The organism is uncultured Anaerofustis sp. (assembly GCF_938029165.1).
GTDB lineage: Bacteria > Bacillota > Clostridia > Eubacteriales > Anaerofustaceae > Anaerofustis.
The window spans coordinates 205,826-226,299 of record NZ_CALHFB010000050.1; the positions used below are offsets into that span (position 1 = coordinate 205,826).

General features: G+C 39.3%; 21 protein-coding genes. 4 read left to right on the plus strand and 17 right to left on the minus strand.

Going from position 1 to position 20,474, the window contains the following annotated elements:
• Positions 1-5 precede the first annotated feature (5 nt).
• From Q0516_RS10035 to Q0516_RS10110, 16 genes are all read right to left on the minus strand, one after another.
• Positions 6-791, minus strand: a complete 786-nt coding sequence (locus Q0516_RS10035) for a D-Ala-D-Ala carboxypeptidase family metallohydrolase (RefSeq protein ID WP_294465491.1) — start codon at positions 789-791, stop codon at positions 6-8.
• Positions 792-793: 2 nt separating this feature from the next.
• Complete coding sequence (locus Q0516_RS10040; protein WP_294465493.1) at positions 794-1,126, minus strand: hypothetical protein; 333 nt, start codon at positions 1,124-1,126, stop codon at positions 794-796.
• A gap of 78 nt (positions 1,127-1,204) precedes the next feature.
• Positions 1,205-2,377: a hypothetical protein gene (locus tag Q0516_RS10045; RefSeq protein WP_294465496.1), complete on the minus strand. Its 1,173-nt coding sequence runs from the start codon at positions 2,375-2,377 to the stop codon at positions 1,205-1,207.
• Between the two features lie 62 nt (positions 2,378-2,439).
• On the minus strand, positions 2,440-3,540 hold the full coding sequence (locus Q0516_RS10050; protein ID WP_294465501.1) for a hypothetical protein: 1,101 nt from the start codon (positions 3,538-3,540) through the stop codon (positions 2,440-2,442).
• Positions 3,541-3,636: 96 nt separating this feature from the next.
• Entirely contained in the window at positions 3,637-4,038 is a 402-nt protein-coding gene (locus Q0516_RS10055) for a DUF2977 domain-containing protein (RefSeq protein WP_294465506.1), read from the minus strand.
• A gap of 11 nt (positions 4,039-4,049) precedes the next feature.
• Positions 4,050-5,180, minus strand: coding sequence for a hypothetical protein (locus Q0516_RS10060; protein WP_294465509.1), 1,131 nt, complete (start codon positions 5,178-5,180; stop codon positions 4,050-4,052).
• 72 nt (positions 5,181-5,252) lie between these two features.
• Entirely contained in the window at positions 5,253-6,422 is a 1,170-nt protein-coding gene (locus Q0516_RS10065; RefSeq protein WP_294465510.1) for a hypothetical protein, read from the minus strand.
• Positions 6,423-6,477: 55 nt separating this feature from the next.
• A complete protein-coding gene (locus Q0516_RS10070) occupies positions 6,478-7,569 on the minus strand; it encodes a hypothetical protein (protein ID WP_294465513.1) in 1,092 nt (363 codons plus the stop codon).
• 12 nt (positions 7,570-7,581) lie between these two features.
• A complete protein-coding gene (locus Q0516_RS10075) occupies positions 7,582-7,902 on the minus strand; it encodes a hypothetical protein (RefSeq protein WP_294465516.1) in 321 nt (106 codons plus the stop codon).
• An 86-nt stretch (positions 7,903-7,988) separates the two neighbouring features.
• Positions 7,989-8,621 (minus strand): hypothetical protein, encoded by a 633-nt coding sequence (locus tag Q0516_RS10080; protein WP_294465519.1) that lies wholly within the window; start codon positions 8,619-8,621, stop codon positions 7,989-7,991.
• Positions 8,621-9,460 carry a DUF859 family phage minor structural protein gene (locus Q0516_RS10085; RefSeq protein WP_294465521.1) on the minus strand — a complete coding sequence of 280 codons (840 nt, stop codon included), beginning with the start codon at positions 9,458-9,460 and terminating at the stop codon, positions 8,621-8,623. Before Q0516_RS10085 ends, Q0516_RS10080 begins: the two co-directional genes overlap by 1 nt.
• Positions 9,461-9,468: 8 nt before the next feature.
• Complete coding sequence (locus tag Q0516_RS10090; protein ID WP_294465524.1) at positions 9,469-9,861, minus strand: hypothetical protein; 393 nt, start codon at positions 9,859-9,861, stop codon at positions 9,469-9,471.
• 10 nt (positions 9,862-9,871) lie between these two features.
• On the minus strand, positions 9,872-12,364 hold the full coding sequence (locus Q0516_RS10095; RefSeq protein WP_294465528.1) for a hypothetical protein: 2,493 nt from the start codon (positions 12,362-12,364) through the stop codon (positions 9,872-9,874).
• Positions 12,364-12,969, minus strand: coding sequence for a hypothetical protein (locus Q0516_RS10100; protein WP_294465531.1), 606 nt, complete (start codon positions 12,967-12,969; stop codon positions 12,364-12,366). Before Q0516_RS10100 ends, Q0516_RS10095 begins: the two co-directional genes overlap by 1 nt.
• A gap of 31 nt (positions 12,970-13,000) precedes the next feature.
• Positions 13,001-13,345 (minus strand): hypothetical protein, encoded by a 345-nt coding sequence (locus tag Q0516_RS10105; protein ID WP_294465536.1) that lies wholly within the window; start codon positions 13,343-13,345, stop codon positions 13,001-13,003.
• Between the two features lie 14 nt (positions 13,346-13,359).
• Positions 13,360-14,175, minus strand: a complete 816-nt coding sequence (locus tag Q0516_RS10110) for a hypothetical protein (protein WP_294465539.1) — start codon at positions 14,173-14,175, stop codon at positions 13,360-13,362.
• Between the two features lie 953 nt (positions 14,176-15,128).
• Between Q0516_RS10110 and Q0516_RS10115 the strand changes: the two genes are divergently transcribed.
• Both Q0516_RS10115 and Q0516_RS10120 read left to right on the plus strand, forming a co-directional pair.
• Positions 15,129-15,719 (plus strand): hydrolase, encoded by a 591-nt coding sequence (locus tag Q0516_RS10115; RefSeq protein ID WP_294465541.1) that lies wholly within the window; start codon positions 15,129-15,131, stop codon positions 15,717-15,719.
• A 385-nt stretch (positions 15,720-16,104) separates the two neighbouring features.
• Positions 16,105-16,479 (plus strand): RidA family protein, encoded by a 375-nt coding sequence (locus Q0516_RS10120; RefSeq protein WP_257480905.1) that lies wholly within the window; start codon positions 16,105-16,107, stop codon positions 16,477-16,479.
• 505 nt (positions 16,480-16,984) lie between these two features.
• Here Q0516_RS10120 and Q0516_RS10125 read toward each other — a convergent pair.
• Positions 16,985-18,508: an ABC-F family ATP-binding cassette domain-containing protein gene (locus Q0516_RS10125; RefSeq protein WP_294465544.1), complete on the minus strand. Its 1,524-nt coding sequence runs from the start codon at positions 18,506-18,508 to the stop codon at positions 16,985-16,987.
• A 50-nt stretch (positions 18,509-18,558) separates the two neighbouring features.
• Between Q0516_RS10125 and Q0516_RS10130 the strand changes: the two genes are divergently transcribed.
• Both Q0516_RS10130 and Q0516_RS10135 read left to right on the plus strand, forming a co-directional pair.
• Positions 18,559-18,729: a hypothetical protein gene (locus Q0516_RS10130; RefSeq protein WP_294465545.1), complete on the plus strand. Its 171-nt coding sequence runs from the start codon at positions 18,559-18,561 to the stop codon at positions 18,727-18,729.
• Between the two features lie 826 nt (positions 18,730-19,555).
• Complete coding sequence (locus Q0516_RS10135) at positions 19,556-20,464, plus strand: CorA family divalent cation transporter (RefSeq protein ID WP_257480952.1); 909 nt, start codon at positions 19,556-19,558, stop codon at positions 20,462-20,464.
• Positions 20,465-20,474 lie beyond the last annotated feature (10 nt).

Below are 20,474 nucleotides of genomic sequence, written 5' to 3' on the forward strand. Positions count from 1 at the left end.
GTTTTCTAAACATTCACATGAACCGCACTTCCCATATTAGGTGTGTCTGAATATGTATACTTCGTGTGCGGCAATGCATTTAAATATTTCTTTACCTTTTCTCTTCCCGACTTTGTGTCAGTTACTCCTTTTATATAAAAATCAATGGCTTTTCCTTTCATATGTGTTGACATTGATGATGATCCTGTCTGCATACTATTCCATTTTTTACACCTCAAACCGCTTGTTATGGTTACCTGTCCGTATTTTCTCCTTAACTTTATTGCCGTATAAATGATTTTGGGGTCTATCTTTTCAGGATAACCGTTACAGTACTTCCCGCCGCATTTACACTTAAACTCACCTTTCTTGAAATGCTCACGCTCAACAGCTGACCAATTTAAACTGCCATTCATAAATTGAAAGAAATATCTTTTTTTATTCTTCTTTTTTTTGTAATAATACTTTATCGTATCCCATGTAGGACCGTCTATAATCCCTTTGTATTTCCTATAACTCTTAGGTTTATGTTTCTTTTGGATAGCCATAACTCCCGCTCTGTCTTTCTTATCAAATTTCCCGTTTACAACAACATCATGCCCCAAAAAGTAAAGCATATTTTCAAGGTCTTTGATTTTCTTCACAAGTAAAGAGTCTGTCTTTTTATCCAATTTTCCCGTTTGAGGTAGTTTATAAGTCTTTTGAAGCCTCAATAGTGCTTTTTCATATTCTTTATCGTTGCCGTACTTCTTACCTTTATATCTGTAACCGAAAAATCTTAGGTTTATCTCGGCTTGTTTTCTATTTAACATCCCTACACCTCCTTTTCCAGTTCGTTTATCTTACTTTCATGTTCGTTTAACTTTTCGCTGTGCTCGTCCACTTTTCTCCACATAGTCTTTATCTCCTGTCCCTGAAGTATCTGTGTTTCCAGAAGCGAACTTATTTGTTTGTTTATACTCTTTATATCGCTCCTCGTCTCGTTTGTGGTATTACAGATAGTATCCAGCTTTACGCTTACTTTCATCTGCTCTTTCAAGTTCTCTGAAGTATCCTTTTTACTCGTCCTTACAAAGCTCATCACCACACAAAAAATCGAAACAATAGATATCAAAAGCGACATACTTATCTCTGTGTTCGGTGTCATATTCCCTCCTTTCATAAATAAAAAAGGGCTGTCTGCCCTTTTTTATTTTTATAAAATTTTAAAATAATTTATATATTTTTATTTCTTTCTTGCAAGTATCAATAAATGTATCCCATAGGAACCACCCTGTGAAGTTCCTGTATATTGATTTGCCAGTATCCTGCTGTTCAATACCCCTTCATTTGTAAATGATGTGATCAATGCGGTAGTACCAGCATAAGAAGCTGTAGGAACATTTGCACTCACGATTTCATAGTCATCAAATGTGATGGTCGCTGTTATATTTCCGCCTACCGCAAGAGTTTTGCTTGCCCAGCATGTAAGATACAAAGAAATGAACCCGTTTTTATATAAAGCTTGTTTTAAAATAGTGCCTCCGCAGTTTTCACCTTTGGTTATATGTATCCTGTTCGGGTCTATTTCTACCCAATCTTCATTTTCGACTTGATTTAATCTGGTATCGATATTCTCCATACTGCTATTAAGTGAAGCTATATTTGAATTTGCGGTATCTATATTCGCATTTATGGAATTTATACTTTCATTGATCATTTTCCCCTGATTTGCCGACAGAGCCTTTGAAATATCCGTACTGTCAAGTGCGTCCACTACTTCCACCCTCGTAGCTCCCGAAGCAATACCGTTTAGCTTTACCTTATCACTTATGCTCATAAGACCTGCCTCTGAGGAAGAAGCTTCCTTGTATGTAGTATCCGTAAAGACCGCATTTTCGGGCACCGACGTCTCTACCGTCTTACCGTTTACGGTGGATGCATCGTCGGCATGAGCGGCTAAATCTATTACCCCGTCCCCGTCTTTATCGTAAACGGATTTAAGCATATCTCCGCTTCCCGACATTACCAGCTTTTCATCTATATAGGTCTGAAATTCTCCCTTTGCCTCTTCCATTTTATTGGCTAAATCCGAATTATCCACTTTGGTATCAAGGACTTTAACTATAGTTCTGTCTTCATTAACTTCTTCTCCGTTTTCACCTTTCGTGACAAAAGGATTGTCCGACCATTTTTCAAGACCGTCAAAAGTTTCTATAACCTTATCATCTACAATACTTTTACCATCAAATTTATCTACTTTTAAATCAAGTTTACTTTCCACGCCCTGGAACCTATCGTTTAAATGTTCATCCACGATATCTTCAAGATGAGTATAATCGAATACTCCCGTTTCGCCTTTATCTCCTTTTTCACCCTTTAAGACGGGGGTGTCCACCGTTAATATTATTTCAGACATTTATTAACATCCTTTCCGAAACCTTTTAAAATATCAATATTAAAAGGTCATAATTTTAATTATTATTTACATATACCGTAAATATTTATCCAAGCTGTATAGGAATAACTTGCTACGGATATAACATCTCTTATCCATAATCCTATACTTGAAGTACCGACATTAGTCATAATCGACCAGTTAGAACCGTTGCTTTTTCCGACTGATGCATTTATGATCTCAGCTAATTCAAAAGGATAGGAAAACATAATAGGGTCTGCATTTCTGTAGCAATAGTCATTTGAACGTGTGGTTAAAGCAATTTTACCTGTTTTTTTGCCAAACATTACAACTGTTCCGTCACTGTATTTCCTCCACGTCCAGCCGTTATCAAAATGAGGATAACTTGGATTCGTCTCTATTATTCTCCTTTGCTCAAGTACAGCAACTCTATTATTAATAAGCTCTGCATTATCATTCAAAACTTTCCCCTGATTGGCGGATAAAGCCTTTGAAATATCCGTACTGTCCAAAGCGTCCACTACTTCCACCCTCGTAGCTCCGCTTGCTATCCCGTTTAGTTTTACCTTATCACTTATGCTCATAAGCCCCGCTTCTGAGGAAGAAGCTTCCTTGTATGTAGTATCCGTAAATATAGCATTTTCGGGTACGGAAGTTCCGACGGTCTTACCGTTTACCGTGGAAGCATTGTCAGCCTGCTTTGCCAAATCTACCACGCCGTCCCTGTCTTTATCGTAAACGCTTCTAAGCATATCTCCGCTTTTTGAAGCTTCGAGATTTTCATCTATATAAGTCTGAAGCTCTCCCTTTGCTTCTTCCATTTTATTATCCAGATCCTGACTATCGATTTTGGTATCAAACATCTTTACTATAGTCCTCGGTTCTTCGATATCTTTACCGCTTTCATCTTTAGTCACAAAAGGATTGTCTACCCATTTTTCAAGACCGCCGAAGGTTGAGATTACATTATTATCTACCATACTGTGGCTTTCATCTGTATTTACCTTTCCGTCAAGGCTCTTGTTTATTTTTTCAAGCTTATCGCCTAAATTTAATTCTACTATACGCTCAAGTTCACCGTAATCGAATGAACCGGTGTCTCCTTTATCTCCCTTTTCTCCTTTTAAAACGGGGGTGTCCACGGTTAATATTATTTCTGACATAACATTATTTCACTTCCTTTCATTATAAAAATTAAAAAAAAACAATAAAGAAAGGATTTACAAATCCTTTCTTTAAACTAATATATAACTTATATTTTATTCAGACATCAAACACCGTATATCACTTTTCAGCTCATTCAGCAAATTCTGCTTTACCAAAGCTTCTTTATTAAGTTCTTCGATATCTTTGTCATACCCTGTTCCAAGCCTTTTACAGCGTTCAAAAATCTGATATTCCCTGTCGTAATCTTCAAGCCACAGGTTTAAATGATAAATCTCATCCTCGAGTTTTTCTATCCTTTTCTGCTTTTCGACATCGAGTAAATATTTTTCTTTCTTATCTTCATCGAGGATTATTTTTCCGTTTTCATATCTATATAAAAAGCTGGGATAATCTTCGAATAAATTTTTATCTATATCAGCTTTTATACTGTTATCGATATCGCCCGTCACCGCATAATCGGTGATGTAGTTTTTCTCATCAAGTTTTATATTCATATAAATACCCCCTATTTGATGCCTATTATTTTACTTACATAATAAGTGGTCGCACCGCTGTGATTGGAAGCTCTCGTGTGAACGACATTTGTTATTACGTCTTCAAATTTAAGTGTTGTTGAATTGGTAATCGAAAATTTACCTATATATGTAACATGCGTATTGACATCCGACGGGTCTCCCATTATCAAAGGAAGGGACTGTTCCTGCCTGTTCGGCTGTATCACAGGGAAAAGCCCGTATCCAAATCCTTTTACACTGCTGTCATTTTTAATATAAAAGACTAAGAATTTAAAAGAATACATGCTCTGATTAAGCGTGATACTACCGCTTTTCACCTTACCTTCAAACAGCACCGGCTGAGACATATCTTCAATGGCGTCTAACCTAGTGTTTATAGATGTAACATCGGTACCGAGCGTTTGTATACCGTCCCCCAAAACTTTGCCCTGATTGGCGGATAGTGCCTTTGAAACCTCGATACTGTCAAGTGCGTCTACTACTTCCACTCTCGTAGCTCCGCTTGCGATACCGTTGAGTTTTACTTTATCTCCCGCACTCATAAGCCCCGCTTTATCAGCCGCTGCCTCACCGTATGTAGTATCCGTAAAGACCGCATTTTCGGGCACAGAAGTCCCGACTGTCTTTCCGTTGACCCTTGAAGCATTATCTGCCTGCTTTGCAAGATCAATGATACCGTCATCGTCTTTGTCGTAAACGGATTTAAGCATATCTCCCGAACCCGCGGTCACCAGTTTCTCATCGATATAAATCTGCATTTCACCTTTTGCTTCTTCTACTTTTGTATCAAGATCCTGACTGTCGATTTTCGTATCAAACATTTTTACGATAGTCCTTGCCTCTTCCATAGGTTCTCCGTTTTCATCTTTCGTGATAAACGGATTGTCCGACCATTTTTCAAGTCCGTCAAAAGTTTTTATTACTTTATCATCCACAAGGCTCTTTTCTGTAACCTTATCTACCTTAGTCTCAAATTTATCCTCAACGCTTTGAAACTTATCTCCTAAATTTCTTTTTACTATACTCTCAAGCTCACCGTAATCGAATGAACCTGTTTCTCCTTTATCTCCCTTTTCTCCTTTTAAAACGGGAGTATCTACGGTCAAAATTATTTCCGACATAAAACATCCTCCTTTTCATGAGCAAATTATTTTTTATATGATCATATTAAATTTAATAATGTTACTAAAATGTTAACAGCCTATTACACCTCTGAGCACCCAGTAATTATTTCTAAAAGATATACCCGAAGCAGTACCTACTTTGATATTATTGCTGGCTCCTGTAATACTTTGGTCACCTATATAAAGATATTTTGAGCCTATAGCAAGGAAATCGGTCATCATTAAATTGAAGCATAGCCCCTGACCTGCCCAGGTACTGCCGAAATAATTGATTTTCGGGATAAAGAAGCTATGAAGCCCCCAATCTACGGGTTCATTATTATAAGCGGAGAACAGAAGTACTATTCCGTTTTTCTGCTGTGATATTTTTTCAGATAACTGAATAGTTTGAGTCTCAAGCATATAAAATCCCCCGCTCCATAGTATTTTCTGCTCTTCTTCAAGTAAACCGACTCTGCCTGCAAGAGTATTTATATTAGAAGAAACCTTATTTATATTTTCTTCAAGGGAAGTGTTTAGCGTACCAATATTAGTATTTAATATTTTCCCCTGATTAGCGGACAGTGCTTTACTTATTTCGATACTGTCAAGTGCGTCCACCACCTCCACTCTCGTAGCTCCGCTTGCGATACCGTTGAGTTTTACCTTATCACTAATGCTCATAAGCCCCGCTTTATCAGCCGCTGCCTCACCGTATGTAGTATCCGTAAAGACCGCATTTTCGGGCACAGAAGTCCCGACTGTCTTTCCGTTGACCCTTGAAGCATTATCTGCCTGCTTTGCAAGATCAATGATACCGTCATCGTCTTTGTCGTAAACGGATTTAAGCATATCACCGCTTCCAGACGCTACCAGTTTTTCATCTATATAAGTCTGGAATTCACCTTTTGCTTCTTCTACTTTATTATTTAAATCCTGATTATCTACTTTTGTATTTAGGACTTTTATAATAGTCATGTCTTCCGTTATTTGTTCTCCCTCTCGACTTACAATTTGATTGTCGTTCCACTGTTCCAAACCCGCAAAAGTTTTTATCACATTTTTATCCACCAAGTCTTTTCCTTCAGGAAATTTATCGGCTTTCTGGGATATTTTATCTTCCACACCCTGAAATCTATTATCTAAATGTTTATCGACGATATCTTCAAGATGAGTATAATCGAATACTCCCGTTTCGCCTTTATCGCCTTTTTCACCCTTTAAGACGGGGGTGTCCACCGTTAATATTATTTCCGACATATTTTCTCCTTTTAAAATTACTTTATAATTAAGTAATTTATTATTCTAGTTTATTTTAATTTCCTACCGCTATCCAAAATACACCAAAAGGTGTGGTGGCACCTGACGTCCTTCCGTAATTTAATATAAAACTGCTCTTCGACACATCTCCTCCAATACTCGCGAAAGCATTTAAAGCCGTACTGTAAGGAGAAACCGTTACGGAAGGAGTGGAAGAAAAGGTATGTCCGAAATTTATTGTCTTTTGATAAGCGGTATTACCCGCTTTGATCGGAAGCTGAGACGCCGTGACATATCCGCTGAGGACTCTGTTTGAAACTTTATTTATATTATTTACCGTTGTATTTAAATTGTTATTTAAAGTACTTACACTGCCGTTAAGCGATGTTATGTTTGAATTTGCGGTATCTATACTCATATCCAAAGAATTTATATTATCATTCAAAACTTTCCCCTGATTGGCGGATAAAGCCTTTGAAGCCTCGATACTGTCCAGCGCGTCCACTACTTCCACCCTCGTAGCTCCGTTTGCAATACCGTTGAGTTTGACTTTATCTCCTGCACTCATAAGCCCCGCTTTATCTGGAGCAGCTTCATCATATGTGGTATCCGTAAATAAAGCATTTTCGGGTACTGACGTTTTAACTGTCTTACCGTTTACGGTGGATGCATCGTCGGCATGAGCGGCTAAATCTATTACCCCGTCCCCGTCTTTATCAAAATCCGAACTGAGCATATCTCCCGTACCGGCGGTTTGCATCTTTTCGTCGATATAATTTTGAAGTTCGCCCTTTGTTTCTTTCAATTTACTATCCATATCATCATTATCGATTTTTGTATCAAACATCTTTACTATAGTCCTCGGTTCTTCGATATCTTTACCGTTTTCATCTTTTGTTATAAACGGATTGTCCACCCATTTCTCAAGCTCATCGAATGTTGATATTACATTATTGTCTACCATGCTGTGGCTTTCATCCGTATTTACCTTGCCTGCTAAGGTTTTATTTATGGTTTCAAGCTTATTTCCTAAATTTAATTCTACTATACGCTCCAGTTCACCGTAATCGAATACTCCCGTTTCGCCTTTATCGCCCTTTTCCCCCTTTAAGACGGGGGTGTCTACCGTTAATATTATTTCCGACATATTTACCTCTCTTTAATATACATTTGTATTGACGACCTCTTCTATTTCAATCTCGCCGATTTTAGAAGACACCACATCTCCCGTGAGATATACGCATTTTACATCGTACTCTATGATGTCCCCTTGGTTGAACGTCCTCATATCCTCCTGAGAAAATTCCACCATAAATCCGTAATCGTCAATGTATTTTACACTTCCCGGGTATTCTTTTATCAGCTGTTTATTCCCTTTCCCGAATGTAAAAACAACTTTTTCGATTATCCTCATATCAAGCATTTTTAATTTATTCAAGGAAAAGAGCATACGCGCCGTATTGCCGTATTTTATTTTCATTTCTACCTCCAAACTATATTTTTTATGGATATTTCAAACTTATCCATACTAAAAAAGGCGATAAGAGATTAACTCAAATCGCCTCTTTATCTATTCTTTTTTGCCTGCTTCTTATTGAATTTAAGCTCGTCTTTCTGGAGCTTAAGCTGGTCTTTTGAAATCTTCAGCTGTGCATTCCCAAGCTTGTAGTTCGTACTTCCGTTTGTTATGTTCAGCCTGTTGTTAAAATAATTATTCATATTTTCAGCCTTCTGTGCCATGGTATTGTAAGCAAGTTCCGCCAGCTGAGAATTCTTTTGAAGATTTGCCTGAGCTATTTGATTATCGTAATTGAGCTTGGCTTTATCCGCCGTGGACTTTGCTATAGCTACTCGGTTTTGCATAGTGTTGTAATTTGCCGATTTTGTGCTTTCGCTGTATCCGCTTCCCGACAATCCCGCGCTTGCCTGAGCTTCCGCTCCGGCTCCGTAAGGATTTATGCTCTTGAGATAATCGGTGTTGGCAGCTCTTGACTGCGTAGCCGCATCGTTATCGGCTTCGGTCTTTTTCTGATTGTATTCTTTTGTCGTCTGAGCCAAAGTGTTATTTATATTCTTTGTCTGAGACGAAGAATAATTATTTAAAGCTTTGTCCATGCTGTCTTTTGACTTCTTTGCCAAATCCGAGAGACCGCTGTAAGGATTTGTGCTCTTACTTTTATTTGAACTCTTGTTTGCCATTAATCTCCTCCTACTTTATATATGGTTTTGTCGTTTAGCTTTATGTATACCCCTTTGCATTTGACTATTGTGTCTGCATTAAGCTTTATATACGGAACAGCATTGTAAATCGTCTTTCCCTTTACAGGCACCACATATACCTTATATTTTATTATCTTGGGGAATGAAGTCTCTATGTTATAAGCACTCTCCCCGAGAGCGGTACTTCCGAGCCTTGTCTTTATTACACACCTGAAAGTGATTGTCGTCTTATCTCCAATGAGCTTTTCAAGCTTATCTATTTCGCTGTCGGTGAAAAGTACCTGAGCATTGCTCACATAATTTTTAACAGTCTTTGAAAAACTCGAATAGGAAACCGTAAGGTCCTGAGAATACGCGGAGTAATATCTTTTATAAGGTACTTTTACCCCTTTGTATCCTCCTATCACTGTCGGTGTTTGAATAACTGACTTCCTGACTATGGTTGGAAGATTGATTTTCTTTGAGGCTACCGTGCCCGTTTTCAGGCTTATACCGCTTATATGCTTTGCGGAAAGAGTGATTGAACACTTCCCCGCAGAGTCATGGCTTACGGTATATGTCGTCGACATAAGCTTTCTGTTGCTTTTATTGGTGTCGAAAGTTGTCGCGGTATTGGTCCTCTTTATCCCGCTCAAAGTTATGGTCTTTGTATTCTTATTTAGATTGTAATGTCTGTAACCGTCTTTGCCTCTTATATATAAGGTGCATGTTATCGTAGATTTATTTTTTTCCTTGTCTGTTTTACTTTCCCATACAAGCTCGGGATATATCTCACTGCTCCCCGCGGAATACTTTCCTTTTATTTTTCCTTCTGCCATAGTATCACCTAATAAACGAACACTATGGAGCCTGCGGGAAGAGATGCACCGTAGTTGCCTGTAGTCGGAGCGGTACTCTTTACGAACCTGATCTCAGGCGTAAGTGATGCTGATTTGGTCGTCGAATTCACATATACATGTGGTATCGTCTTTTCCGTTTCCGTTTTGTTCGTATCTATCTTATTATTTAGCTCATTAAAGCTGCTGTTTTTCTCCGCAGTCACCGCACTAAAATTATTTTCGAGAGCCAAGACCAAACGGTCGTTTATATATTCTTTTATCTCTTCGCCCCCCAAATCGAAGGCTTCTTTTAACCTTGCGGGTTCTGCACTCGGAGTATCCGCAAGCTCTCTTACATGAGTTACTTTTGCATTGCATTTTGGTATGTTGTTGATTGGCATATTTTTTCACCTACCTTTTTATATAACTTCCGGTGAAACCTTCCAAAGTAAATGAATAAAATCCGAAGGGCTTGCACTCTGTTTTCGTTTGTACATCGCTTGTGCCGTCGGACAGGATATTCGCTGTCTTTGAAAGCGTCTCTCCGCTGAATAGAAATTGTATTTCGTTGAATTTTTTTTGTTTGGTCTTAACGACCTGATAATTGTTGTTCACATCCACTAAGAAGGACATCCCCGTAAATGTGAAGTCGAGGAATTTGAACCCACTGTTTTTGAAGCTGGTGAGATACTTATAGTCCTTCTGCTTGTCCGTCTTTACGAATACATTTACCGCAGAGTTGCTCATTACTTTGAACTTTGCTATCCCTCCTCTTTTCGAGGTGGTCTTTAGTAAGTTGTTGTATCCGAAATTGTCTGCTTTCAAAGTGATGTAATTCTGCATGTTTTCACCGCCGTCCTTATAAGTGGAAGAAGTGAACACACACACCTGTCCCTTGTCCGTAGCGAAGTAAAGGTCTCCGTCAAAGGATTTAAGGTATACACCTTTGCCGTCCCCTGCGACCAAATGGTCAAAGTAGAACCATTCGTACTCGTATCCTTTGTTTGAAGAGTATGTGTTCCTGCTGTCGGCAAGGTACATATGACCGTTAGACAGTATACATAAATACCCTTTATATATATCCACGCTTGCAATATCGTACCCCGTCTCGTTGATAAGCCTTGGGTTTACCAGAGTAGACCTGGGGCAGAGGAAATTGAGAGAATATATATCGCTGCTTAAATTGGAATACTGAAGAGCATAAACCCCGTCTTTGGTAAGAAAGCATATGTCGTCCAGGAAGTTTATAGCCCCTCCCAGACAGCTGGTACTGCTCTTTGCCTGCTTTACGGGATAAGTCTTCATTGTATCCGTGTCGGTCTCGCCCGTGGAAGTGACTATAGAATTGGAAGAGGTGCTCGGGATATGATAAAAAAGATTGTTTTCTCCCTCTTTCCCGTCTTTGAATACCCAAAGGGTATTTCCTCCGACTACCAGGGAATTTATCCCTTCGTTATCGCTGCCGTCTTTATAATACGCAAGGTCGGATATGTACTCGGGATTATTGAGTTCACAGTGAAAAAGCTGATTTCTGTAAATCGGGTTTCCGCTGAAGAATACCCTGTTGTCGAATACGGTGTTCAAAGTACACTTATCTATCCTCTCCTTGTATCCGTCTACTTGTTTTTGAAATAATATGACTACATTCCCGCTACCGGAAACTGCCTTTTGAGGAGCCTTTGCGAAAGTGACGGTACCTGTTTCCGCATTCACGGCTGTTATTTTATATTCGCTCGTATCGGTTATATAAGTATCGTTTATCCATACCTTTATATCGTTCTTCGCTTCATTATCATAAGTGATATTTGTGGTATCGAGAGAATAAGTAACTGACGTACCGTCGGCACTGAACTGATTTTTCCTCCACGGAGTAAGAACGTTCACCTTTTGATACATATCTCCGCTGCCGCCTGGAAGACGGGAAACGGAAGTAATGGGAACAAATGGAACGTCCAAGTCGTTATCGGTCTTTACGGTGCTTCCGTCAATGCTTCTCATCTTTTTGTTTATTTCATTTATATTGGATACTTCTATAAGCTTCTTATCTCCGCTGGTCGCCTTTCCGAGACCGTATCTTAAATAAAGATGTCCGTCGTTTATGTATAAGTTGTCGTTATACATAAAACTCTGTGACCTGTTCAAATTCATATCCGTCCTTAATATCATATCCTTTTTGGGTTCTTTTATCTTTTCGGGGAATTTACTCCAAAGGATAAGATACTTGCCCATATGAACAAGAGCATGATTTTCACCGCTATGTCTGAATACATGGATACCGTAAACCGTCCTGTCCGTCGGTGTCTCGTCGGTGCCGGTCGGCTCGGTATTTCCTCCTGTTTCGCTTTCACCGCTTCCTGTCTCAGTATTTCCCTCAGTACCGCCCAATTCCGATATATCGTTAAGAATGCTCGGTGTTTGCAATATATCCTTATCAACACTTGAAACCTCGGTCATATCATAATTTTCGTCTGTTTCGGATATATCGTAGTTATTGCTATTATTCGATATATCGTTATTAGTATTTGAATCTTTTGATGTATCGGCGTCACTGTTTACTTTTGATATATCGTTATAACTGTTTACGTCTTCGGATATTTCACTGCCTCCGCTTTCTTCTTCCGCCGATGGGACTTCTTGTATGGAAGGGTCTTCAGGCAAATCGGGTACTTCGGGAGGAGCAGGGTCGACGGTCTCTTCGGGAGGCTTATTAAGTTCATCCACCATAGCCGAAAAGTCCATTAGTATGTTGAAACCCTCTCTGGTCACGATACATTCGCTGTCGGAGCTGTAATCTTTCCACATGTTCACCATCATCGGCGAACGTCTCTCATCTACATTCCTGGGCTCTCTGGAAAAGTCCACGCCCTTTATACGCCCGTAAGTTTTCGCTATTGTACTCGCCATTACAGACCTCCGATATATCCTATATTTTTTACTACTCCGATTATATTGCTCTTATCTATATCTATTGCGGAAATTATCTTTTCCGCTTTGCTTTCAAAGGCTGTATAGTTTGCACTTACATCGGTCTTTAACATATCTCCCGCAACCTGATAACACAGTACGAGGACAGCGTCTTCGGATAATTCAAGCTCCGTCTTATCCACCATGGAGCTGTCTATCTCGGTTAGGTCTTCGGGATAAGCATTATAAGTCACTTCGACTATCCCACAAAAATCATTTTTTATATAAAGCCTCTTATTGAGATAGTAATAATCTATATCCCTTTTACTTCCTTTTATGACTTCCACTTGGATAAGCTTTGCACATCTCGGAGATACGCTGTAGGAAGTATACCCCTCCTGTTCATTCATATCACCCTCCGCATTTATAACCTTCTTCTTTAATATCCCCGTTTGATTTGCGAGGAATATATAGTGAAGGTTTATCAAAGGAAGCATTTTAATGTTTATATCGTCGTCTTCGGACGTAAAGTTGTCCCCGACGGTGTACTCTTCGATAAGCGCAAGCACATGCCTTTTTATTTCTTTAATACTTTTTATACTCATTTTTACCCCCTAAAAAAGGGGCACCGCCCCTTTAAGGAAGAACGATAGCCCCGATGGATACTGTTCCTGTGGCTGTAATTTTAACTTTTCCTTTGTTTTCTTTTACATCCATGAACATCCCGCTTTCCAAAACAAGAGTCTTTGTTTCTCCGTTTTTGATTTCAAAAGAGAACTGATTGTCTTCCGCTCCCTGGATACCGTTTCCCGCATGAACACTCACGGTGCTGTCAGCACTAGCCGATAATATAAGTAAAGTCTTATCGTCGGCACTGCTGTAATCCACTAGCACGCCTTCTTCTCCTATAGCTGTAAAAGTCGGATATCCGCTTACTTGATTTTTGATTATTTTTACGCTTTCTACATTTGTCATTGACATAGTCTTACCTCCCATTAAGCTTCATGAGCTTTTATTGTATATAATTCTTTTGGTCTTACGGTCTTGATACCGTAAACGAGCAGACCCTTAACAGCATCTTCAAATCTTCCTTCCGGTCTGAAAGGTTCCACTTTATCTATTTGTTTTCCCGCCGCAATGGCTCTGTTCGTTCTTATCATCATGTAATCGTCTGTTCCGTCGTTGTAAAGATTGTTGCTCATTTTGATGTATGCATTCTTATACTGACCCAAGATACCTTCTTCAACGAGCATGTCGTTTTGTGTCTTTATTTCCATTACCTTGTTTGCAAACAAGTCATAGAACCAAGACGAAAGCTCGATTACTACTTTCTGTGAAAAAGGAACTCCGTTTTCTCTCAAGTAAACGAGACCTTTGTCTACTAATTTTTTTGCGTCGTCTTCTGTCTTTACTGCCGTTGAAACTGATTTTTTGCCTGCGTTCATGGCTTCTTTAGCGATGTCCGATTCGAAGACTTCCGTAAGTCCCGCAGCGGCTTCGGATCTCAGTGACGCCATAAGTCCCTTTTGACTTTGTGCTTTATCCACATCGTCGATACCGAAGTTGAAATATTTTGCTTTGTTGATGTCCAAGTATATACTTGTATCCTGAAGTTCTTCCGGAGAACCGATATCTTCGCCTGTGTAGTCACCGATAGTAGGTCTTGCGACACCAAGTATCTTCACTCTTCCCGCTTTCTTTATCTCACCGTCAAAATCATGACAGCAGTCTTTGTATAAAACCGCATGTTTTTCCAAGTCTCTTAAAATATTTGCACTCCATACGGTTTGTTTAAAATTTGAATAACTCATTTATGTGTTCCTCCTAATATTTTTAATAAAAATTTTTTCATTTGCTTATGATATATAAACTGACTTATGGGACTTCGTCCCATTATCTTCTTTACATGGCTTAACCCCTAAAACTCTTTGTAAGGGACTTAGTCCCTTAAACCCTATGCGGGGTTTTGCCCCGCACCCCACTTTCTGTAGGGTTCTGCCCTACGACCCACCTCTCTGTAGGGTTCCACCCTACGACCCAGTTCCCAGGGGCTCTGCCCCTAAAACCTATCTATAAGGTACTCCGTCCCTTAAACCCTATGTAGGGCTCCGCCCTACTACCCGCCAGTATTTTTCCTAAGCAAAAAATACTGGACAAAATGCTTCCACTCACTCGCCGTGGCGGCTCTTAACGCGGTCGGATTTTGGGAAATTGCTGCCCGCAATTTCTCCAAACGACCGCTACCCCGACCTTTCCCCGATATAAAGAGGGATTGGGGTATCGACTGTTCCCAGAAAATCGGGTAGATTTTCTGAGGAAATCCAGTCGATTTAAGCCGCCACGGCGAGTGAGTGGGGTCGTTAAATCCAATTTTTAGACAAGTAAAAATTGGCGGGTTATAGGACAGAGCCCTATAGATTGGATTGTAAGGCAGAGCCTTACAGAAGTTCGGGGTGTAAGGGGCAGCGCCCCTTATTTTCCTACCTCTGTCACACCCCCTTTACATGAAAATTTTTTAGTTTAAATTAAAGTATATAACTCTTTCAGGTAATATGCGGGTGATATTCTTCAGTAAGTTTAATATCCCTTTTGCCGAAGGCTTAGCACCACGCAGTGGAAGAATTTTTCTCGAAGTTTTTTTTCTTCGGAAAAAACTTCGCAGGGTTCATAAGGGACGGAGTCCCTTAACTGTATTGACAAAGAGAGTTTTTAGGTTCATAATTTATATAATTATTACAAATAAAAACTAGTTTTAGGAGGAGAAATGGAAACAGGGATTACAAGAGATGAAGCATTTGAACTTATAAGAAAATATAACAAAGAGGCTTTTCATATAAGGCATGCGGTTACGGTGGAGAAGGTTTTGATGTGGTATGCGGATAAGCTGGGTTATGGGGATGAAAAAGAGTACTGGGGGATTGTGGGGCTTCTTCACGATATAGACTTTGAACTTTACCCAGGTGAACACTGCAAAAAGGCGGTGGATCTTCTTAACGAGGCGGGAGTGAAGGAAAGCGTAATACGCTCTGTATGTTCTCACGGTTACGGGATATGTTCCGATATAAAGCCCGAGCATGAAATGGAGAAGGTGCTTTTTGCGGCAGACGAACTTACCGGGCTTATAAATGCGGCGGCGCTGATGAGACCTTCAAAGAGTACGAAGGATATGGAGCTTAAGAGCCTTAAGAAGAAGTTTAAGAGCAAGAGCTTTGCTGCCGGCTGTGACAGAGACGTAATCAAAAAAGGTGCCGAAATGCTCGGGGTTGAACTGAGTGATTTGCTTTCTGATACTTTGGAAGCCATGAAAGAAAGCGAAGACGAAATAAATGATATTATGAAAGGGTATGAGGGGTAAATAATATAATTCTTTAGGATAAAGATATGATAATACACTTTATGACCGTGATAGAAATATTTATAAAGAAACATTTTTTTATCAATGTTATCGATATTAAAATATTAATTTTTTAATAAGGTTATAATTTTAAAGTTTGTTAGTAAAAGAAGTTATATAAAAAAGATTAAAATAGGATGTTTTACTTGTTATATCAAAGGAGTAAGGAAAGAAGAATAACGTGTTTTGATGATATATGAAATATTGATGAGTATAAAACATGTTTTGGGTAACGATGAACGATATAGATATGATAACTATTAAATTTTAATAAAATTATTTATATATATCAGTAACGATAAAATATGATATAATAAATCCAGTTTGATTGAAAGGAAGAGATAATATGAAAACAGTATCAACAAAAAAGGCACCTCAAGCGATAGGACCTTATTCGCAGGGAATTATCGTGAACGGTATGTTATATGCGTCGGGACAGATACCGATAATCCCCGAAAGCGGAGAAATTATCGAAGGGGATATAAAAGTGCAGGCTAATAGAGTATGCCAAAATATAGAAGAGATATTAAGAGAAGCGGGAAGCGGATTTGATAAAGTCATAAAGACCACATGCTTTTTAAGCGATATCGAAGATTTTGCGGATTTTAACGGAGTTTATGAAAAATACTTCATTTCAAAGCCTGCAAGGTCGTGCGTGGAAGTATCAAGACTTCCCAAAGACGTGCTTGTGGAAGTTGAAGTTATCGCGGTAGTTGAATAATTAGGTTAAAAGCACCCTTTTGGGTGCTTTTTGTTTTCTTTTTTAAAGAAACAAACTTCCTAGGGGCTCTGCCCCTAAAACCCCGCAAAGTTTTTTCCGAAGCAAAAAAACTTTGAGTTAAATGCTTCCGCTGGGCGCGGTGCCTGAGAGCTTCGCTAAAAGGGATATTAAACTTACCGAAGTCAGTCACCCGCATATTACCTAAGGGAGTTATTAACTTTAATTTAGGATAAAACTTTTTATATAACTGGGGTTGGGAAAGCGACTGTTCCCTGAAAATCGGGTAGATTTTCAGAGGAAATCCAGTCGCTTTTAGCCACCGCGGCTTGAGCGGAGATTTTTTGGTACTTTTTAATCTTTTAAAAAGTGCCGGGGTATAAGGGGCAGAGCCCCTTATGTGGATTGTAAGGCGGAGCCTTGCAGAATGGCGGGTTGTAGGGTGGAACCCTACAGAGTATCGGTGTATAAGGGACAGCGCCCCTTATGTGGGTTGTAGGGCAGCGCCCTACAGACTTATTATTTTATCACAGAAGTCTTTATAAAACTCCTCTTCGTGAGAGACAAGTATTACGCTTCCTTTAAAGGTGAGAAGTGCTTTTTTGAGTGCTTCTTTGGCGTTTTTGTCCAGGTGGTTGGTAGGTTCGTCCATAATGAGGAAATTGCATGGGCTTAATGTAAGCAGACACATCTTTACTTTTGCCTGCTCTCCGCCGCTTAGGGACGCTATTTCCTGATTGGAATGTTTGAAGCTAATTCCGCATCTTGAAAGATGACGTCGTATTTCCTTTTCGGAAAGCTTTCTGAAGCTGTCTGAAACTATTTCAAGAGGTGTCATTTTATCGTCTTCCCAAGTGAGATCCTGTTCGTAGTATCCGATGATGACCTGAGGTGAAAATTTAAATCCTCCGCCCAGCTTTTTGATATTTCCCGTAAGGGTCTTTAATAAGGTGGATTTTCCTATGCCGTTGAAGCCTGTTATAACCACCTTCTCTCCTCCTTTTACGGATAGGTTTATGTCTTTTAAGACAGGGTAGTCATATCCAACTTTAAGGTTATTTACGCTAAGCTGTTCGGTGTTATTCAGAGGAAGGCTTTTTAAGTCGAAGACGGGATTTATTTCTCTTGTGTCCAAGGCTTCCATTTTATCCATCCTCTCAAGCTGTTTACGTCTGCCCTTAGCCATCCTAGTCTTTCTTCCCGCGATGTTCCTTCTTATGAATTCCTCGGTCTTCTTGATTTCTCTTTGCTGAGCGTTGTATTTTCTGATGTAGTCCTCTCTGAGCATTTCTTTCTTTTTGAGAAACTCGGAGTATGTCCCGTAGTATTTGTTTATCTTCCCGTTATCTATATCACATATCCTGTTGGATATATTTTCCAAGAAGGTATGGTCGTGGGAGACCACCATAAATGCGTTATCCAGATTTTTAAGGTATTCACTGAGCCATGCTACATGTTCTTTGTCTAAAAAGTTGGTGGGTTCGTCCAAGAGGAGGACGTCGGGCTTTTGAAGAAGGAGCTTTGAAAGGATTACTTTAGCCCTTTGACCTCCGCTTAAATTCCTTATCTTTCTGTTAAGACCTATTGCATCAAGTCCGAGCCCCGTGGAGATCTGTTTGATTTTCGTATCTATTTCGTAAAAGTCTTCTCTCTCCAGCCTTTCCTGATATCTACCCGCCTTTTCCAGTGCATCAAAATCACCATCTGCGGATTTTATGTATAATTCGTTCATTTTGTTTTCAATGATGTATAATTCTTCAAATGAAGATTTCAGGAAGTCTTCTATGGTGATTTCATCGTCTATTTTTGCGTACTGGTCGAGATATCCGACTTTTATCTTTTTGTCCCACACGACCCTGCCTTCGTCGGGGACGGTAAGTCCCGTGCATATTTTTATAAAGGTGCTTTTCCCCGCACCGTTCTGACCTACTATCCCCATATGTTCGCCCTTATTTAGCGTCATATCCGCGCCTTTGAATAAGACCGTATCCGAATATGAATGAAAAAGATTTTCTATATATAATAAACTCATTTTGTTTTCCTCGCTGATTTTTTATTTATTCCTGTTTCCAGCCTTCAAGAATGAATAATATAAATTCAAATAAAAAAGAAGGCGGTATCTGCCTTCCGTTTTTAAAGATAAAACAAAAGGCTACGGACCGTAACGCTGTCCATAGCCTAAATGTTATCGGGAAGAACGTAGCAAAACAAATCCCTTTAAAGGATCACTTCACTGTTATTGCTTCCCGATGAATATTTTATGCTCTGCACAACGTTCATCGTTTCATTTGCACAGAGCTGAGTTTTCTTGTGATTTTGTCTGTTTCGTAAAAGTTCATGACATTCTCCTTTTTTACTAAGCTCATGATATCAGAGCTTTTGTGTTTTGTCAAATGGTGGAGTAAGGGGCTCTGCCCCTAAAACCCTTTCTGCGGGGTTTTGCCCCGCACCCCACCAAAAATTTGCTCGTCCAAATTTTTGGATTAAAGGACGCCGCTCAAGCCGCGGAGGCTTAAAGCGACTGGATTTCCTCAGAAAATCTTCCCGATTTCCTGGGAACAGTCGCTGTCCCTACCCCCTGTAAATATAAGTTTTATCTTAAATTAAAGTTAATAACTCTTTCAGGTAATATGGATATCATTCACCAGTATACTATCTGAAAGATATATAACTTTTAGTAAAATGTAAAATTCTTATTTATTGGGGTGGAGGTAGCTTCTCTTCCAAGAAACGCGGGCAGCGTTTCTTAGGAAATCGAGAAGCGTTATAAGCCGCCACGGCGAATGAGTGGAAGAACTTTTCTCGAAGTTTTTTTTCTTCGGAAAAAACTTCGCAGGGTTCCTAAGGGACGGAGTCCCTTACAAGGGTATTAGGGGCAGAGCCCCTTATGTGGTTAGTAGGGTGGAACCCTACAGAAGGAAAATTCGCTCGTATTACCTGATGTGTTTCACACATATGAATTTTACATATGTAAAATTCACAAGACTTCTTCGAAGTCTTCAGGTAATAAATAAAAACTCAATATTGTGGTAAAATATAGTAAGCAAATGTGATATTATAGATGTACCGAGGTGAGACGATGTATTATAAAGTAGACAATGAACTTAAAGAGATAGAAAGTTTAGATAATGTAAGTGAGAAAGACGATGTGGTGATACTGCTTACTCTCGAGCAGTGGCACGAGGCGTGCCGTGATAAAGGCATACCGACATATTATGCGGATTTTGACAATATAAACTTTTCAAAATCAGAAGTATACAGAGATGTAATAGTGGGGACTTTCTTTATCCCCAAAATGGGAAAAGATTTAAAGCAGGGGAAGTTCGGATATTATATAAAAAATCATAGGATATATTTTATCGACAGCGACAACGTTGTAAAGCCCATAATAGAAAGTATAAAAGAGAAGAGAGAATGGAAAAATCCGTCCATATCACATTTTTTATACGACTTTTTGGATATACTCATAAGCGGGGATTTGGGATATCTGGAGCATTTCGAGACGAACATAAACGAAATCGAAGACAAGGTCTTAACGGGAGACTTAAAGAACTTCAATTATTTTATAGTAAATATGAAAAGACAGCTGCTGGTACTCAGCAATTACTACGACCAGCTTATAGAAATGGGTATGGTATTTGAGGAGAACGAAGAGGACATATTCATAAACGGATATAAAGGGCTTTTCAGGATATTTACAAATAAAGTCGTAAGGCTTAACGGGAAAGTAGATATGCTTATGGAATATACAAGGCATCTCAGGGATCTGTATCAGGCACAGGCGGATATAAAGCAGAACAGGACGATGCAGACCCTTACGATAATCACCGCAGTGTTCTCTCCCCTTGCACTCATTGCGGGGTGGTACGGGATGAACTTTAAATATATGCCGGAGCTTGCGTGGAAGTACGGATATCCGCTGGTTATATTTTTAAGCCTTTCCGTGGTAGGATTTAGTTTTTATTTGATGAGAAAGTATTTTAAGTAAGAGGAAGTAT

What these genes read in the sequence shown, in the direction of transcription:
- Q0516_RS10035 (WP_294465491.1), bottom strand. Translation starts at nt 791, where the DNA reads ATGTTAAATAGAAAACAAGCCGAGATAAACCTAAGATTTTTCGGTTAC.
- Q0516_RS10040 (WP_294465493.1), bottom strand. Translation starts at nt 1,126, where the DNA reads ATGACACCGAACACAGAGATAAGTATGTCGCTTTTGATATCTATTGTT.
- Q0516_RS10045 (WP_294465496.1), bottom strand. Translation starts at nt 2,377, where the DNA reads ATGTCTGAAATAATATTAACGGTGGACACCCCCGTCTTAAAGGGTGAA.
- Q0516_RS10050 (WP_294465501.1), bottom strand. Translation starts at nt 3,540, where the DNA reads ATGTCAGAAATAATATTAACCGTGGACACCCCCGTTTTAAAAGGAGAA.
- Q0516_RS10055 (WP_294465506.1), bottom strand. Translation starts at nt 4,038, where the DNA reads ATGAATATAAAACTTGATGAGAAAAACTACATCACCGATTATGCGGTG.
- Q0516_RS10060 (WP_294465509.1), bottom strand. Translation starts at nt 5,180, where the DNA reads ATGTCGGAAATAATTTTGACCGTAGATACTCCCGTTTTAAAAGGAGAA.
- Q0516_RS10065 (WP_294465510.1), bottom strand. Translation starts at nt 6,422, where the DNA reads ATGTCGGAAATAATATTAACGGTGGACACCCCCGTCTTAAAGGGTGAA.
- Q0516_RS10070 (WP_294465513.1), bottom strand. Translation starts at nt 7,569, where the DNA reads ATGTCGGAAATAATATTAACGGTAGACACCCCCGTCTTAAAGGGGGAA.
- Q0516_RS10075 (WP_294465516.1), bottom strand. Translation starts at nt 7,902, where the DNA reads ATGAAAATAAAATACGGCAATACGGCGCGTATGCTCTTTTCCTTGAAT.
- Q0516_RS10080 (WP_294465519.1), bottom strand. Translation starts at nt 8,621, where the DNA reads ATGGCAAACAAGAGTTCAAATAAAAGTAAGAGCACAAATCCTTACAGC.
- Q0516_RS10085 (WP_294465521.1), bottom strand. Translation starts at nt 9,460, where the DNA reads ATGGCAGAAGGAAAAATAAAAGGAAAGTATTCCGCGGGGAGCAGTGAG.
- Q0516_RS10090 (WP_294465524.1), bottom strand. Translation starts at nt 9,861, where the DNA reads ATGCCAATCAACAACATACCAAAATGCAATGCAAAAGTAACTCATGTA.
- Q0516_RS10095 (WP_294465528.1), bottom strand. Translation starts at nt 12,364, where the DNA reads ATGGCGAGTACAATAGCGAAAACTTACGGGCGTATAAAGGGCGTGGAC.
- Q0516_RS10100 (WP_294465531.1), bottom strand. Translation starts at nt 12,969, where the DNA reads ATGAGTATAAAAAGTATTAAAGAAATAAAAAGGCATGTGCTTGCGCTT.
- Q0516_RS10105 (WP_294465536.1), bottom strand. Translation starts at nt 13,345, where the DNA reads ATGTCAATGACAAATGTAGAAAGCGTAAAAATAATCAAAAATCAAGTA.
- Q0516_RS10110 (WP_294465539.1), bottom strand. Translation starts at nt 14,175, where the DNA reads ATGAGTTATTCAAATTTTAAACAAACCGTATGGAGTGCAAATATTTTA.
- Q0516_RS10115 (WP_294465541.1), top strand. Translation starts at nt 15,129, where the DNA reads ATGGAAACAGGGATTACAAGAGATGAAGCATTTGAACTTATAAGAAAA.
- Q0516_RS10120 (WP_257480905.1), top strand. Translation starts at nt 16,105, where the DNA reads ATGAAAACAGTATCAACAAAAAAGGCACCTCAAGCGATAGGACCTTAT.
- Q0516_RS10125 (WP_294465544.1), bottom strand. Translation starts at nt 18,508, where the DNA reads ATGAGTTTATTATATATAGAAAATCTTTTTCATTCATATTCGGATACG.
- Q0516_RS10130 (WP_294465545.1), top strand. Translation starts at nt 18,559, where the DNA reads ATGAATAATATAAATTCAAATAAAAAAGAAGGCGGTATCTGCCTTCCG.
- Q0516_RS10135 (WP_257480952.1), top strand. Translation starts at nt 19,556, where the DNA reads ATGTATTATAAAGTAGACAATGAACTTAAAGAGATAGAAAGTTTAGAT.